The sequence below is a fragment of the Marinobacterium sp. NO-S09 genome (genome assembly GCF_059179545.1).
This window is the reverse complement of record NZ_CP168954.1, coordinates 698689-713638: the sequence shown is the minus strand read 5'-3', so window position 1 is coordinate 713638 and position 14950 is coordinate 698689. Positions and strand designations below refer to the sequence as shown.

At 58.1% G+C, this 14950-nt stretch carries 11 protein-coding genes; 3 read left to right on the top strand and 8 right to left on the bottom strand.

Features of this window, described 5'->3' with window-relative positions; translation table 11 throughout:
- The first annotated feature begins 87 nt into the window (after nt 1-87).
- A complete protein-coding gene (locus O3C79_RS03490) occupies nt 88-1344 on the top strand; it encodes a M24 family metallopeptidase (protein WP_494384816.1) in 1257 nt (418 codons plus the stop codon).
- A 158-nt stretch (nt 1345-1502) separates the two neighbouring features.
- Entirely contained in the window at nt 1503-3116 is a 1614-nt protein-coding gene (locus O3C79_RS03485) for a BCCT family transporter (RefSeq protein ID WP_494384815.1), read from the top strand.
- A gap of 51 nt (nt 3117-3167) precedes the next feature.
- On the opposite strand, the gene eutC is transcribed toward O3C79_RS03485, so the two are convergent.
- Genes eutC through eat form a run of 5 tightly spaced genes read right to left on the bottom strand, consistent with a single transcriptional unit; the run spans nt 3168 to nt 9252 of the window.
- Nucleotides 3168-3989, bottom strand: a complete 822-nt coding sequence (gene eutC / locus O3C79_RS03480; RefSeq protein ID WP_494384814.1) for an ethanolamine ammonia-lyase subunit EutC — start codon at nt 3987-3989, stop codon at nt 3168-3170.
- Between the two features lie 3 nt (nt 3990-3992).
- Nucleotides 3993-5378, bottom strand: coding sequence for an ethanolamine ammonia-lyase subunit EutB (locus O3C79_RS03475; protein WP_494384813.1), 1386 nt, complete (start codon nt 5376-5378; stop codon nt 3993-3995).
- Between the two features lie 5 nt (nt 5379-5383).
- Nucleotides 5384-6718 (bottom strand): aspartate aminotransferase family protein, encoded by a 1335-nt coding sequence (locus tag O3C79_RS03470; RefSeq protein ID WP_494384812.1) that lies wholly within the window; start codon nt 6716-6718, stop codon nt 5384-5386.
- Between the two features lie 17 nt (nt 6719-6735).
- A complete protein-coding gene (locus O3C79_RS03465; protein WP_494384811.1) occupies nt 6736-7722 on the bottom strand; it encodes a phosphotransferase enzyme family protein in 987 nt (328 codons plus the stop codon).
- Nucleotides 7723-7782: 60 nt separating this feature from the next.
- Nucleotides 7783-9252 (bottom strand): ethanolamine permease, encoded by a 1470-nt coding sequence (gene eat / locus O3C79_RS03460; protein ID WP_494384810.1) that lies wholly within the window; start codon nt 9250-9252, stop codon nt 7783-7785.
- A 169-nt stretch (nt 9253-9421) separates the two neighbouring features.
- Between eat and O3C79_RS03455 the strand changes: the two genes are divergently transcribed.
- Entirely contained in the window at nt 9422-10432 is a 1011-nt protein-coding gene (locus O3C79_RS03455; RefSeq protein ID WP_494384809.1) for a helix-turn-helix domain-containing protein, read from the top strand.
- Nucleotides 10433-10496: 64 nt separating this feature from the next.
- Here the strand turns inward: O3C79_RS03455 and O3C79_RS03450 are convergent, their stop codons facing one another.
- The 3 genes from O3C79_RS03450 to O3C79_RS03440 form a co-directional block, all read right to left on the bottom strand.
- Nucleotides 10497-10664 (bottom strand): hypothetical protein, encoded by a 168-nt coding sequence (locus tag O3C79_RS03450; protein ID WP_010324802.1) that lies wholly within the window; start codon nt 10662-10664, stop codon nt 10497-10499.
- 87 nt (nt 10665-10751) lie between these two features.
- The gene (locus O3C79_RS03445; RefSeq protein WP_076463132.1) at nt 10752-12089 is read right to left on the bottom strand and encodes an ammonium transporter; all 1338 of its coding nucleotides are present in this window, start codon (nt 12087-12089) and stop codon (nt 10752-10754) included.
- Between the two features lie 386 nt (nt 12090-12475).
- Entirely contained in the window at nt 12476-14794 is a 2319-nt protein-coding gene (locus tag O3C79_RS03440; protein WP_494384808.1) for a DUF1989 domain-containing protein, read from the bottom strand.
- Between the last annotated feature and the right edge of the window lie 156 nt (nt 14795-14950).

Sequence of the window (14950 nt, the reverse complement as noted above, 5' to 3'; positions counted from 1 at the left end):
CTTTAATCGGCATTTTCACCCCTGCTGCTGTCGGCAGCGAGGCGGTTTTCGGGTGTCGGTGATTCTATCTGTTGGTGAGTTTGATTAATGACTGTTCTCGATTGGCACTCTGAACGTTCCGACCTGTCTGGCCTGCAATTGCTGGATCAGGCGCCCGAAAGCGCAGGTATCGACCTCAAGGCCGTGCGCCAGTATCGCCTCGGCCGTGTACGTGGAGAAATGGCGAAACGCGATATTGATGCCATGATCATTTCCGATCCGGTCAATATCCGTTACACCTGCGGTGCCCGCAACATGCAGGTGTTCTGCTCCCGCAATACGCCTTCGCGGTATCTGCTGGTGACGCCCGCCAAAACCATTCTGTTCGAATTCACCGGCTGCGCCCATCTGGGCGAAGATTTTGAAACCATCGATGAGGTGCGCGCATCCTCGACGGCCAGCTTTGTCGCCGCCGGCCAGGATATTCACAACCGTGAACGTGCCTGGGCCAAAGAGATGGGTGAGCTGATTACCTCGCTGACCGGCAAGCGTGCCCGCCTCGGTCTGGAGCGCATGAACGCCGGCACCGCCATCGCCATGGCCGAGCTGGGGTTTGATATTGTAGACGCCCAGGAGCCAATCGAGATGGCGCGAGCAATCAAATCCGATGAAGAACTGAAGTGCGTGATCGCTTCACTGCGCATGACCGAACGCGCTGTCGGCAAAATGCGCGAAGCGATTCGCCCCGGCATCACGGAAAACGAACTCTGGTCAGTGCTGCACCAATCCGTCATTGCCGGCAACGGCGATTACTGCGAAACCCGCCTGCTCAGTTCGGGTGCCCGCACCAACCCCTGGTTTCAGGAGTGTGCCACCAAGGCGATCGGCGACAACGAGCTGATCGCGCTGGATACGGATGTGGTGGGTTGTCACGGCTACTATTCCGACTTCTCCCGCACCTTCCATGCAGGGCCGGGCAAGCCTTCGGAAGCGCAGCGCACGCTGTACAAACTGGCCTATGAACAGGTGCAGCACAACATCGACATCATCCGCCCCGGCATGACCTTCAAGGAGTATTCCGACAAGGCCTGGAATATCCCGCAGCAGTACCACGCCAACCGCTATTACCTGTCGGCCCACGGCGTCGGCATGACCGGCGAATACCCCTATCTCTATCACCATGCCGACTATGTGGATGCCGGCTATGACGGCGAGATCCTGCCCGGCATGACGCTCTGTGTCGAAAGCTATATCGGCGCCGAGGGTCAGGGTGAAGGGGTCAAGCTGGAAGACCAGCTGCTGGTCACCGATACCGGCATCGAAGTGCTGTCACGCTTCCCCTTCGAGGACGAACTGCTGCGCTAACCCAGACACTGCTATTCCGGACGTAACGGACAGGGAAGGTTCGTTACGGTTTCATCAATCGGCTCACAGGAGGCTGTTATCCTTCCATACACCATCACGCCCAATCCCTTCGCGGTGCTTCACGACTGCTCCCATTCCAATCGTACGGGAGAGCAGCCATGAGTCACTCCAACAGCATGCAGATCGGACTGTCCAAGGCCGGTTTCTATGCCGGTCTCAATCCCTTCGTCACGCTGGCCAGTAAAGCCATCATCGCCCTGATTGTGCTGTACGCCGTTGTGTTTCCGGAAGCAGCCGTAGGCACCCTGAGTGACCTCAACGGGCTGCTGCTGAAAACATTCAACACCTACTATATCTACGCCGTAGCGTTGTTTCTGATGTTCTGCTTCGGCCTCGCGCTGAGCCGCTTTGGCAAGGTGCGACTGGGCCGGGATGATGAATCACCGGAGTTCAGTTTTTTCTCCTGGTTCGCCATGATGTTCAGCGCCGGCATGGGCATCGGCCTGATGTTCTACTCCATCGGCGAGCCGCTGTATCACTTCCAGTCCAACCCGGCTCTGATCCAGTCCGGTCAGGAAGGCGGCACCGCTGCTGCCGTCCCCAGCGCCATGCGCTACACCCTGCTGCACTGGGGCCTGCACGCCTGGGCTGTCTATGTCTCCGCCGGCTTGTGCATGGCCTACTTTGCCTTCCGCAAGGGCCTGCCACTGACGATTCGCTCCACCCTGCACCCGCTGTTCGGCGACAAGCTGAACGGCCCGCTGGGGCATGTGATTGATATCCTGGCGGTCGTGGCCACCACTCTGGGTGTCGCCACCACCATGGGCGCGGGTGTTACCCAGCTGGTCGCAGGTGTGGAGTTTATTGCCAATACCGGCGTGCTGCTCGATGCCGAGGGGGCACCCACGGCGACCGCGCTGATCATCACCCTGTTGCTGGTGATGCTGCTTTCCACCGTGTCAGCCCTGACCGGTGTGACCCGCGGTGTGAAGTGGCTCAGCCAGGTGAACATCTACCTTTCCATCGGCTTGATGGCGTTTTTCATGCTGGCCGGTTCCAGCCTTTACAGTGCCGCCCTGTTCGGCACCAGTGTGATGGACTACACCATGAATCTGATACCGCTGACCTTCTCGGTGTGGGACAGCAGCACCGAACTGGGTGCCTGGCAAACCGGCTGGACCATCCTGTACTGGGCCTGGTGGATCGCCTTTGCCCCCTTCGTGGGTCTGTTCCTGGCGCGGATTTCCCGTGGCCGTACCATCCGTGAATTCATCGGCGGCTGTATTCTGGTACCAAGCCTGATCTGCTTTGTCTGGATGTCGTTCCTCGGCGGCACCGGGCTGGATCTGGAACTGAACGGCCAGGCAGGCGGTGCCATTGCCCAGGCAGCCAGCGACAACATCGCATCGGTGCTGTTCGTCACCATCGATCTGCTCGATTCCGGTGTGGTCGCGCAGGTGGTGAAGATGGCGTCCATCCTGCTGATCATCACCTACCTGGTGACCTCAGCCGACTCGGGCGTACTGGTGTTGAACACTATTATGGCCGGCGGTAACAGCGATGCCATGGCCAAGCACCGGGTGATCTGGGGTGTCATTCTGACGCTGATGGTCGGTTCGCTGCTGCTGGCCGGCGGCCTGGGTGCGATTCAGAAGGCGATGATGATCGGCGCTCTGCCGTTCTCGCTGGTGATGATCCTGATGTGCGTATCCATGCTCAAGTCGCTGCTGCAGACTGAGCGTGGTAATCAGCCGGTTGCCCAACCAGCCTGATGAACATGCTGACCGGAGCATCCCCGTTCCGGTCAGCTTCGGGCCGATGCGTTATTCCAGCAGGAAATTGCGTCGGCCCTCTCCTTCCAGCGCTTCGGCATCGCCGGATTCATCTTTCAAATCCACACCCGAGAGCTTGCGCTTCAACGACTCCGTCACCAGCCACATCAACCGGTCTGCTGCATCTTCCGGCGAGATACCGGCCGGACGTACGTTGGAGATGCAGTTACGGGCGGCATCAGTCAGCCCCACACGCGGGCTGTAGGTGTAGTAGATGCCCAGGCTGTCCGGCGAACTCAGTCCCGGCCGTTCGCCGACCAGCAGAATCACCACACGGCTGCCCAGCAATTCGCCCACTTCGTCGCCCACGGCCACACGCCCCTGCTGCACGATGCAGACCGGCGTGCGAGTCAGACCTTCGGCGGCGAGGCGCTGGTCAATTTCAGCTGCAACCCGGACCGCATGACGCTGCACCGCAGTGGAGGACAAACCATCCGCAATCACAATCGTCGCATCCGCGGGTGCCTGCCGGGCACCGAACTGTTTTAACGCTGCGGCCGAATCCGCATCCAGACGGCGGCCCTTGTCAGGACGCTGCAAATAGGTCGCACGATCTTCTGCCTGGCTGTGCAAACGCAGACTCTGCAGCCCGGCAGCTGCCAGGTCCGATTCCAGCTGGGTCAGGTCCAGCGGAATATGCACCGCATCACGGGCACGGGCATGCGCCTGCTGGAATTCCAGTTGAGGCTCTGTCGGCAGACTGATACCGCTGCGACCAAGGCCGATGCGGGCATCGGTATGTCGACGCAGACTGGCCCAGCTGTTTGAGGTCACGAACGCATGTGTATCCACAGATTTTTTATCCACCGACATACCTCACAATCTGTCCTGAAGATGAGCAAAGGGCGGGGGCAGGGTTGAGCCACTGGCGAGGCGGTTGTCGGTTCCGAAGATACCCATTTTCTCCAGCCAGGCCGCGAACTCCGGTGCCGGTGGCTTGTTCAGTACCTCACGTACATAGAGCGCATCGTGAAAGGAGGTGGTCTGGTAATTGAGCATGATGTCGTCGGAGCCGGGGATGCCCATGATGAAGTTGATGCCCGCCACACCCAGCTGGGTCAGCAGCATGTCCATATCATCCTGATCCGCTTCGGCATGGTTGGTGTAGCAGATATCACAGCCCATCGGCAGCCCCAGCAGCTTGCCGCAGAAATGGTCTTCCAGACCTGCACGGATAATCTGCTTGCCGTCGTACAGGTACTCGGGGCCGATAAAACCAACCACCGTGTTGACCAGCAACGGATCAAAACGGCGCGCTACCGCGTAGGCACGGGTCTCGCAGGTCTGCTGATCAACGCCATGGTGGGCATTGGCCGACAACGCGCTGCCCTGCCCGGTTTCGAAATACATCACGTTCTGGCCCACGGTGCCGCGCCCCAGCTCCAGCGCCGCCCTGTGTGCTTCATCCAGGATCGACAGGCTGATGCCGAAGCTGTCATTGGCTGCCTGAGTACCGGCGATCGATTGGAATACCAGGTCCACCGGCGCACCGCGGTTGATCGCTTCCAGGTGCGTGGTGACATGGGTCAGCACGCAGGACTGTGTCGGAATGTCGTAGCGCTGAATGACTTCATCCAACAGATTCATCAGACGGGTCACGGCATGGTAGTTATCGGTGGCCGGGTTGATGCCGATCACCGCATCACCGTTGGCGTAGAGCAAACCGTCCAGCAGGCTGGCCGCAACCCCGGCGGGATCGTCGGTGGGATGGTTGGGCTGCAAACGGGTAGACATGCGCCCTCGCAAACCGATGGTATTGCGGAAGCGGGTCACAACCTCGGTTTTCTGCGCCACCAGAATCAAATCCTGAATGCGCATGATTTTGGAAACGGCGGCGACCATTTCCGGTGTCAGACCCGGTGCCAAGGCTTTTAAAGCCTCGGTGCTGGCAAGGTCCGACAGCAGCCAGTTGCGAAAATCCCCCACCGTCAGATGCGAGACGGGGGCAAAAGCCTCGGCATCATGGCTATCAAGGATCAACCGGGTGACTTCGTCCTGCTCGTAAGGGATCAGGACCTCATTGAGAAAACGCTTCAGCGGCACCTCGGCCAGACATTGCTGCGCCGCAACTCGCTCACTGGCGTTTTCCGCCGCAACCCCCGCCAGACAATCACCGGAGCGTAACGGCGTTGCCTTGGCCATGAGGGTTTTCAGATCCGCAAAGGTATAGCGTGTCTGGCCAATATCGATTTGATAACTCATTCAACTCACCCCGCAGTGGCCTTGATCGATTGCTCCAGTCGTTCCAGGAACAGATCCGCTTCGGCTCGGCCAAAACACAGTGGCGGACGAATTTTCAGCGTACTGCCCGACTTGCCGGCGGCACCGATCAGCACGCCGTTGCGCTTAAGTTCATTAATCACCGCAGTGGTCCGCACCGGGTCCGGCTCACCTGACTGCGTCGGCTCGCACAGGTCCAGCCCGATAAACAGACCGGCACCGCGCACATCGGCCACTTCGTCATAACTGGACATGAGACCGTTCAGCTGTTGCTTCAGGTATTCCCCCTGACTGGCCGCGTTAGCCATCAGTTGCTCTTCTTCCAGCACATTCAGCACCGCGGTGCCTGCGGCAACGGCGACGGTAGAGCCACCAAAGGTGTTAAAGTAGCCCACATCGCCGTTCAGCGCGGCCAGCAATTCTTCGCGCGCTACTAATCCAGCCATTGGGAAACCGTTGCCCATGGGTTTGCCCATGGTGACCACATCCGGCGTAACCTGATGCCGTTCAAAGCCCCACATGCCTGACCCCGTGCGACCAAAGCCCGGCTGGACCTCATCCGCAATGAACAGCATGCCCTCGGCCTGCAGCCATTCCACCGCCGGTTTTAAAAACGCAGCAGGGTCGGCGTAAACACCGTCACTGGAGAAAATGGAGTCCACCAGCAACGCCGCACAACCGTGCCCCAACGCATTGAGCTGCTCCACACCGGCACGCACCTGATCCGCGAACCAGGCGGCAGGATCAGCCTGCTCGGGCATCTGTGAAATCGGGATGATATGGACAAAGTCCGGCGGCATACCCTGCTTGTAGGACGAAGGAGAAACCTCGGTCACCGCAGACGTATTGCCGTGATAGGCCGCCTCGGTAACGATAATGCCCTGGTGGCCGGTCCAGCGACGGGCCAGACGCAGCGCCATATCGTTACTTTCACTGCCGGTACACATCATCACCAGACGATTCAGCGGTGCGGGCAGCGTTGCTAACAAACGCTCGGAGTAGGTATGAATGCCTTCATGCAGGTAACGGGTATGCACATTCAGTGTCCCCATCTGCTCGGCCACCGCCTGCACCACTTTCGGGTGGCAATGACCAATAGAAGGCACATTGTTATACACATCCAGATAGCGACGTCCCTGATCGTCGTACAGCCATACACCCTCGCCACGGACGATATGCAGCGGCTCTTCGTAGAACAGCATGGAGGTCGGACCAACGGTTTCCAAACGCTTGCGCACCAGCTCACCGATGCGCGCGTCGGCCTGATCAATACTGTCCATATTGAAGGCGTTCTGATCCAGAATGCCACGAATCTTGCTCATCTCGGTCTCCTTTCGCTTCAGGGGCGTCCTTGCAGATAGACGCGGGCCAACTGGGCGGTACCCTCGGCATAACCGTCGATCAACTCTTGCGCCGCTTCACTGTCCGCATGAGAAGCCAGCCAGGCCGTCAGCATGATGCGTCGGATCATGACGAAGGTTTCCAGCAAGGCTTCATCTTCGTCGGTAAACTCGGCTACGGAGCGGTACCCGTTCACCCAGGCTTCTCGCAGCTGGGGGATGATCGGATCAAGCTCGTAAAAGCTGATTGCCGCTGCGAAATCATAGGCATACCAGCAGAAACCACTGTCATCAAAATCGATAATCGACATTCGATCACCATCCACCAGCAGATTGGCCAGGCGCAGGTCTGCGTGCACCAGCCCGTAGCGATCATCGCCCAGTCCGTAGGCCTCGATTTCGCGCTCGATATGGCTGATGGCCTGATTGATAACCGCTTCATCGTCTGCGCTGAGACCCGGTGCATCTCGCCAGTCACCCCAGAGGCCATCCGGTGCGATCATGGTGTCCAGCGTCCAGCGCTTGCGCATAAACCAGTCCGGCGGCTGCCAGTCACGGCTGTGCTGGTGCAGGGTAGCGGTCACCGCTCCCAGCTTTTCAAACCAGTTGGGCAAGCTCTGGCCCACATCCGGCTCGGCACCGCTGACATGTTCGAAGCCCACCACAAAAAACTCGCGCCCATCCGCCTTGATACTCACCACTGACGTGCCATCGGTGGTTTGAATCGGGGCCGGTGTTTCAACCTGCCCTGAAGTGCGCAGATCAGAGATCCACGCCAGCTCGGATTCAATCTCCTGCTGCTCGTGATAGTCCGGGCGGTGCACGCGGATGATTATTTTCCGATCCGTATGACAATCATGCGAAATGAAGGTGGCATTTTCCGACGTGGTCAGCAGGTCGACACGCGCGTCGGTGGGCATGCGCCAGTAGTCCAGACACTGCCCCAGTTCCACCTTGAGAGTATTCACCAGTGTATCGGTATACATCTGATCATCTCCTGTCAGTTCTCATTTCAGGACCCGCACCCTTGAGTGCGGGCAACCGGTTCAGGCGCGCGGGGTTTCGGCCTGCAGCGATACAGTCGGTTCTTCGGTGCTGGTGTTCGCCTCAGCATCCATCTCATCCAGATCGTGTTCAGCATCCAGAATCAGCGCCAGTTCCTCATCGGCCGACTTGGCCACCAGGTGACGCTTGCCGTAGGCGAAGAAGTAGATGGCACCGATCACGAACAGGATCAGGGTGTAGTTGAAGGCACGGGGATCGAATGCGTAGACACCAGTCATGGCGACCAAAGACAGTACCAGCGCGATGGACGAGGTCAGGATGCCGCCCGGTGTTTTGTAAGGACGTTTCAGTTCCGGACGACGCAGACGCAGCAGGATGTGGCTCAATGACATCAGGGCATAGGAGATGGTGGCACCTACGACCGCCATGCCCAGCATGAGATCACCTTCACCGGTCAGCGAAGCGGCAAAGCCGAATACGCCCGGTACGATCAGCGCCCAGGTCGGCGCCTTGCGTTTGCTGGTCAGGGACAGGAACTTCGGCAGATAACCGGCACGCGACAGGGCGAACACCAGACGGCTGTAGCCATAGATAACCGAGAAGAAAGAGGCGATCAGACCGGCCAGACCCAGTACGTTAATCGCGGTAGCCAGCTGGCCGCTACCCGTTGCCTTGAGCGCATCTACCAGCGGCACGCCACTGGCACTGATCACATCGGCACCGGCCGCACCGGCCAGCAGGAACATCACCAGCGCAGCGGTGAACAGCAGGAAAATCATCGCGCCGATGATGCCCTTGGGTACATCACGCGCCGGGTTACGGGCTTCTTCAGCCGCCAGGGGAACACCTTCAACCGCCAGGAACAGCCACATGGCAAATGGCAGTGCCGCCCAGACGCCATACCAGCCAAAGGGCAGAATCTCACTGGCTCCCGCCGCCTCGGTCGGGGCTATGTTGAACAGGTTGGCAGTGTCGAAATCGCCGATCAGGGCCACCGCAGTGGCCAGAATGGCAACCACTGCCAGGCCGCTGATGATCATCATGGTTTTCAGCGCTTCACCCACACCGGCCAGATGAATACCGATGAAAATGGCGTAGAACACGGCATAGACCAGCGGGCCGTTAATCCCCAGCAGTTCTTCCACCGCCGCACCGATGAAGATCACGATAGCCGCCGGGGCCAGCGCATATTCAATCAGGACCGCCAGGCCGGTCAGGTAGCCGCCTGTAGTCCCCATGGTCTGACGGGCAAAGCTGTAACCGCCACCCGCCGCAGGGATGGCCGCTGACATTTCAGCCAGTGACAGCACCAGCGCGAAGTACATGGTGGCCATCAGCGCTGCGGCGATAGCGAAACCACCCCAGCCTGCTTCCGCCAAACCAAAGTTCCAGCCGGCGAAGTCGCCGGAGATCACATAGGACACCCCAAGGCCTGCCAACAGGACCCAGCCTGCCGTGCCTTTCTTGAGCTGGCGCTTGGCCAGATAGTCCTGATCGATTGTATTTGCCATGAGCATTCTCCAGATCGATAACCAACGTGTTCGTTTCTCGTATGCCCATTCCCTTTCGCTGCCTCCCAACGAAAGGGAATGGAAATTGCTAGCTCATTCAGACTAACGAGACCGTGCAAACGGCGGTTATCGAAAATTGGCAAACGTGTTTCGAAGCGAGAGTGAAGCAATGCTGCAGACTTGGCAGAACAGCAAAACGGCGTCCATACTGGATCGAAAAAATAAAAACGAGGCCAAGGTGCACCAAAAACAACAACAGGCACCACATCGGTGCGTGTCCGTTTCGGACGATATCAATGAGCAGGCCTTCAACCTGACCGACTGGGATCAGGAATATAACCAGTACAGCGCAGGGCGCTTTGAAGGCCGTGTTGACGAGTGTCAGTTTGCAGGCGTTCAGCTGATCAACGAATACACCAACCAGAGCCTGCACCAGCACTGTCTGGTCTGGCCGGAGTCCTTCTGGATCGGCATCCCTGACAAGCGGGAAGAATTCCGCATCAATGGTCAGGCGATCGAACAGCATGATCTGCTCTGGCGCCACGGCAATACTCCATTCGAGCTGGTCACACCGGCCGACTGCAATATCCTCAGTATTGTGGTGCAGCGCGAGGAACTGTTCGGGCTGGCCGAGCGTCAGGGCATCGAGCTGAACCTGGATGCCAGTAACAGCAATCCACGCCTGCACGGCAGTGCTCAACAGTTGGAAAACCTCACCTTGCTGGTTACTCGGATTCTGACCGCAGGTTCGGATATGGACACCGGCATTCACAAGGATCTGCTGGTGCAACAGCTGCTGCAGCTGCTGGGTAACGCAGAGATTAACGAAAGCGTGATTCCGAGCTACCGGCACCGTATGGCCGTGGTTGACCGTGTCAGAGACTACCTTCGCAACGCAGGCGACCTTCCCGTCACTATTACCTCGCTCTGTGAGCTGGCCTGTGTCAGCCGTCGAACCCTGCAATACAGTTTTGAAAGCATTCTGGGCATCAGCCCGGTGCAGTTCCTGCGCGCCACTCGCCTGAATCGAGTCAGGCGCCAACTGTTGTCCTGCCACGACATCTCCATTGCGGATGCCGCTGCCAGCCAGGGCTTTTACCACCTAAGCCAATTTGCTACGGACTACAAGCGGCTGTTTGGCGAACGACCTTCCGACACTCTCAAACGTCTGCCTCACTGACGCCCCCAAACACTTACGCTTCAAACACCAAAGAGCCGGCAAACTGCCGGCTCTTTGGATCCTGTTACTGATGCTTATCGAAGGATTCCTTCTCATGCTTCATGATGCTGGCATTGAGAAAGAGATAGATCCCCACTGCAGCTGCCAGGCTGATGGCAATACCCATTGGGCTGTCTGAGAAGGTGAAGTACGCGGCTACGTTTTCCCAGCTGGTGATTGGACTTGAAAACATGCTGTGCTCCTCGGTGCCTTGGGCACCTGTCTTAAGGTATCGAACATGAAGGTGGCGCCACCTCGGCAGCGCCACTTCGTTTCAGAATCAGACCAGTTGTTTTTCCTGACCCGGTTCCAGAGTGTTTTCCACAATTGCCTGTGCCGGCAGTGATTCCGGGTAGGGTTTAGCCGGAATTTCGACCAGGTCCAGACCCAGCGCTTCCACATGCGGCGGTACGCGCAGTGCGTTCAGTTTCTTCAGTACGTAGGAGATACCCCAGCCCGGAATGAAGCCGGTCAGGGCCATAACGATGGCACCGATCAGCTGTCCGCTGAGGGTGATGTCAGGCAGGTCACCCACGTTCGGGTAAGCCGATGCAAAGACACCTACCATGATCACGCCGTAGACGCCGCAGAAACCGTGTACGGCAACCGCACCTACAGCATCGTCGACACCCATTTTCTCGATCATGCGACCGACGATCGGCATCAATGCACCACCACTGGCGGCGATGACGAAGGTCAGGCCCGGGTAGTACAGATCCAGACCCGCTGCCACGGTGATGATGCCGGCCAGGCCACCGGACATGGTCCAGAAAGGCTCACGGGAGGTCAGGTAGGCACCCACAACACCACCGGCGAAGCCCATCAGGGTATTGAAGCCGAAGGCGGACAGGTTGGTCGGGTTACCGTAGATGGTGGTCCAGCCGGTTTCACCACCATTGAAGATAATGCAGCCACCGAGGAAACCGAAGAAGCCGACAATGATCATCATCAGGCCGATCAGGGCCATTGGCAGGCTGTGCGGCGGAATGTACATGGCCACACCGTCCTTGAACTTGCCGACACGTGCGCCCAGGTTCATCAATACGCCCAGCGCGAAGAAACCTGCTACAGCATGCACAACACCTGATGCACCCACATCGTGGTAGCCTAATTCGGTCAGCAGCCAGCCGTCCGGGTGCCAGCCCCAGGCGCCTGCCAGAATCCATACAGCAGAACCCAGGATTGCAGCCAGAATCAGGAAGGCGCTCAAACGGATACGTTCAATTACGGCACCGGACAGGATCGAGCCGGTGGTCGCACCAAACAGTGCGAAAGCGGCAAAGAAGATACCGGTACCCATATCCTGCACATCCGGTCCCATGCTAAGGCTCCAGGGCAGTGCAGCAGAAGCGTCAATCGGAATCAGGCCATTCGGGAAGGCGTTATAGATCCACCAACCGAAGAAGTAGAAAGTCGGGATAATCACCGACAGGGTCAGGATGTTTTTCATCCCGGAAGTAAGCGCGTTCTTGACGCGCGAGGCGCCAATTTCGTAAGCAAGAAATCCGGCGTGGATCATGAACATGATGGCGGTACACCACCAGTAGAACACTTCCACATTCATTGCCTGGTGCATCTCGAATGTCGCCTTGAGCGACTCCACGGTTTCCACAGTCATAGGCTTGTCCTCATCTGCGCGGAAATGCTCCGCTTTTTATTATGCTGCATCGCAGCATTTAAGCCCGAGCATCCTTGCCCTTCAGTGATATTTATTTCCTGATAAGAAAAAGCAAAGCCTATGCCAATGCCTGTTTATAACCCACTATTTATCCAGATAAAAATCATAATTTATTGTTTTTATTGAACTATTTTTAGATTAAAAAATATACAATCGCGTTTTGATTAAACCCTGTGACCTTGTGAATAATTGATCGTGCTTTATGTAGGGGCTTTTTTGTGCGCATGCGTGCTTTTACGGTGCATAACGGTGACTCCCGGGCATAAAAAAAGCGCCCTGAAAAGGCGCTTTTTTAGTTGAGAACGGACGGTTTTTGGGCCGACGGATCAGCTTCTCACTTTGATCCGTTCGGGGTCATGAAACGGCAGTGCCTGAACAACGGCTGGCAAGCGTTTCTGCAAACCATCCAGCTGCCCGACTTCCAGCTCCGCTCCGGGGGCTGACCAGTCAGGTTGCACCCGGCACAGCGCAATCATTTTACCCATCAGTGGCGAGGGTGTTGCGCTGGTAATTTGCCCCACCGGCATACGCCCGTCGTAGACAATGTCTCCATGATGCACAGGCTCATTGCCTTCCAGCACAAGACCAACCAGTTTGTGCCGACTTTCCGGTGCCTGCCGCTGCAGAGCCGTCCGCCCGCTGAAATCCTCTTCCTTGGTTTTCATCGGCACGGTAAAGCCGATACCGGCTTCATAGGGGTTGGTCTGGTTACAGAATTCATGGTCTGCAAAGATCAGCCCCGCTTCGATACGCAGCATATCCAGCGCATCAAAGCCCAAAGGTGCCAGGCCATAATCCTGACCAGCCTCCCAGATCCTGTCCCAGAGCTCAATGCCGTCATCCGGGTGACACCAGACTTCAAAGCCCAACTCGCCGGTATAACCGGTCCGCGACACCATCAGTGGAATCCCTTCCGGCCCACCCAAGCGGCCAACCGTGAAATGGAACCACTTCAGCTCGCTGACGGGGGTCCGTGTTTCCGGCTGCCAGATCAGCTGTGTCAGCAGCTCCCGGCTATTCGGCCCCTGCACAGCGAGGTTATGCAATTGATCCGTGGATTCACGAATACTGACCTGGTCGCCTCGCTGGGCAGCCAACTCCCGCAGCCAGGTACCACTCCAGGGATCACCGCACACCCAGCGGAATGCCTGCTCACTGATACGGAACAGGGTGCCGTCATCCACCATACCGCCGGTTTCAAAGCAGGCCGCGGAGTAGACAATCTCACCCACCGCCAGACGGCGGACGTTGCGGGTCAGAGCATATTGCAGCAGCGCTTCGGCATCCGGCCCCACGACCTCAAATTTGCGCAGCGGCGACAGATCCATCACCGCGACCTTCTCGCGACAGGCCAGATACTCGGCCCGCGCGCCCCAGCCTTCAAACTCGGTGGGTACCCAGTAGCCACGGTATTCAGCGAAGTGGCGCGTCAATTTTGACGTGCGGCTGTGGAAAGCGGTTTGCAGGGTCATACGCGGCAACTCCTCGGGCACCACACGATGGGCAATGGCGCGCTCAAACTGGTTTTCCGCGCCATACACGCGGACATGAATATCGGTGGGGGTCCAGCCGTTGGCCGGGTCGATGTCGTCCGGACAGGCTGACGAGGCACAGATCAAATCGCGGTTGGCCCGCAGCAATACATAATCACCGGGACGGGACCAGGGCTCATCCATGCCGACCGTGCCACAGGGCTCGATCAGTGTGTTGAAGAAGAAATTAATGGCAGGCCAGCCGGCACGCGGCTTAACGCCATAGTCTTTCAGGGCCCGGTTGAAATTATCCGTGCAGCTGACGTGGCCGAAGTAGCCTTCGTCTTCATAGTATTTCGGCGTGCAGGCCAGCAGAAAGCTGTCATGGCGGCCCACAGTGTCCTGCACCAGTTCCAGCATCGGCTGCAGGCGGCTGTCGGCAAAACGGGAATAGAGCCCCGGCTGGGGCAGTGCCTGACCGGCCAGAGTACGCGTCGCCACTGCATCCAGCGTCACCTCTTCACCCTGCTCCAGGGCCGCCTCATCAAAGGCGATAAAATCGGAGCACTGTTTGCCGGCCACATCGATAATCTGGATCCACTCACCTGCCTTGACCCGGTACACGCGCGCACTGCTGTGTGGAATATGCAGGTCCTGAACCGGCTGCGCGAGCGGCTCAGGCAGTTCCGGCGTGCGCTCCGGCAGATAGTGAATGCTGATATCCAGCTCCGACACAGTCAGCTGCTCATCCGGGCGCATATCCAGACCCGGCGCGATCAAAACCAGACTGACCGGGCCACTACGTTCACTGGCTGTAATCACACAGGGCAACTCATCCGGCGCAAGGTGCATGGCAGCCGAGAGCTGATGCGGATCGACGCTGAATCCTTTGAGCTGCTGTAACAGACGCTGGGCGGAGGGTCTGCCAGCCTCAAGCTGTGCTTGAGTCACTGTCGCTCCCGCCTGATATCCATTCAGCTCCAGCGCATCAACGGCCGACTGCCCCTTGGCATCAAACGCCAGTATTTCGCAGCACTGGCCGGCGTCAGCCCCTTGAATGCAGACCTCTTCCCCCGGCATCAACACCAGCTGTATTGCCTGCTGGGCTCGAAGACGGCGGCGCACACCGGCCGCCAGCCCTCCACCCAGCAGGTCATTCATTTGCATATTCATAACACCACTCCCGGTAAATGCCTTACCTGGCTGCACATGCATCAATTGCGTGCATGCTCGGGGCCCATTGCCCTGTTTTGCGGCTCGCATGACGGGTCCGTAAACCCATGTATGCACCGCTACTCTTGGTAAAAATTCTTTACTTACAGGAATTAA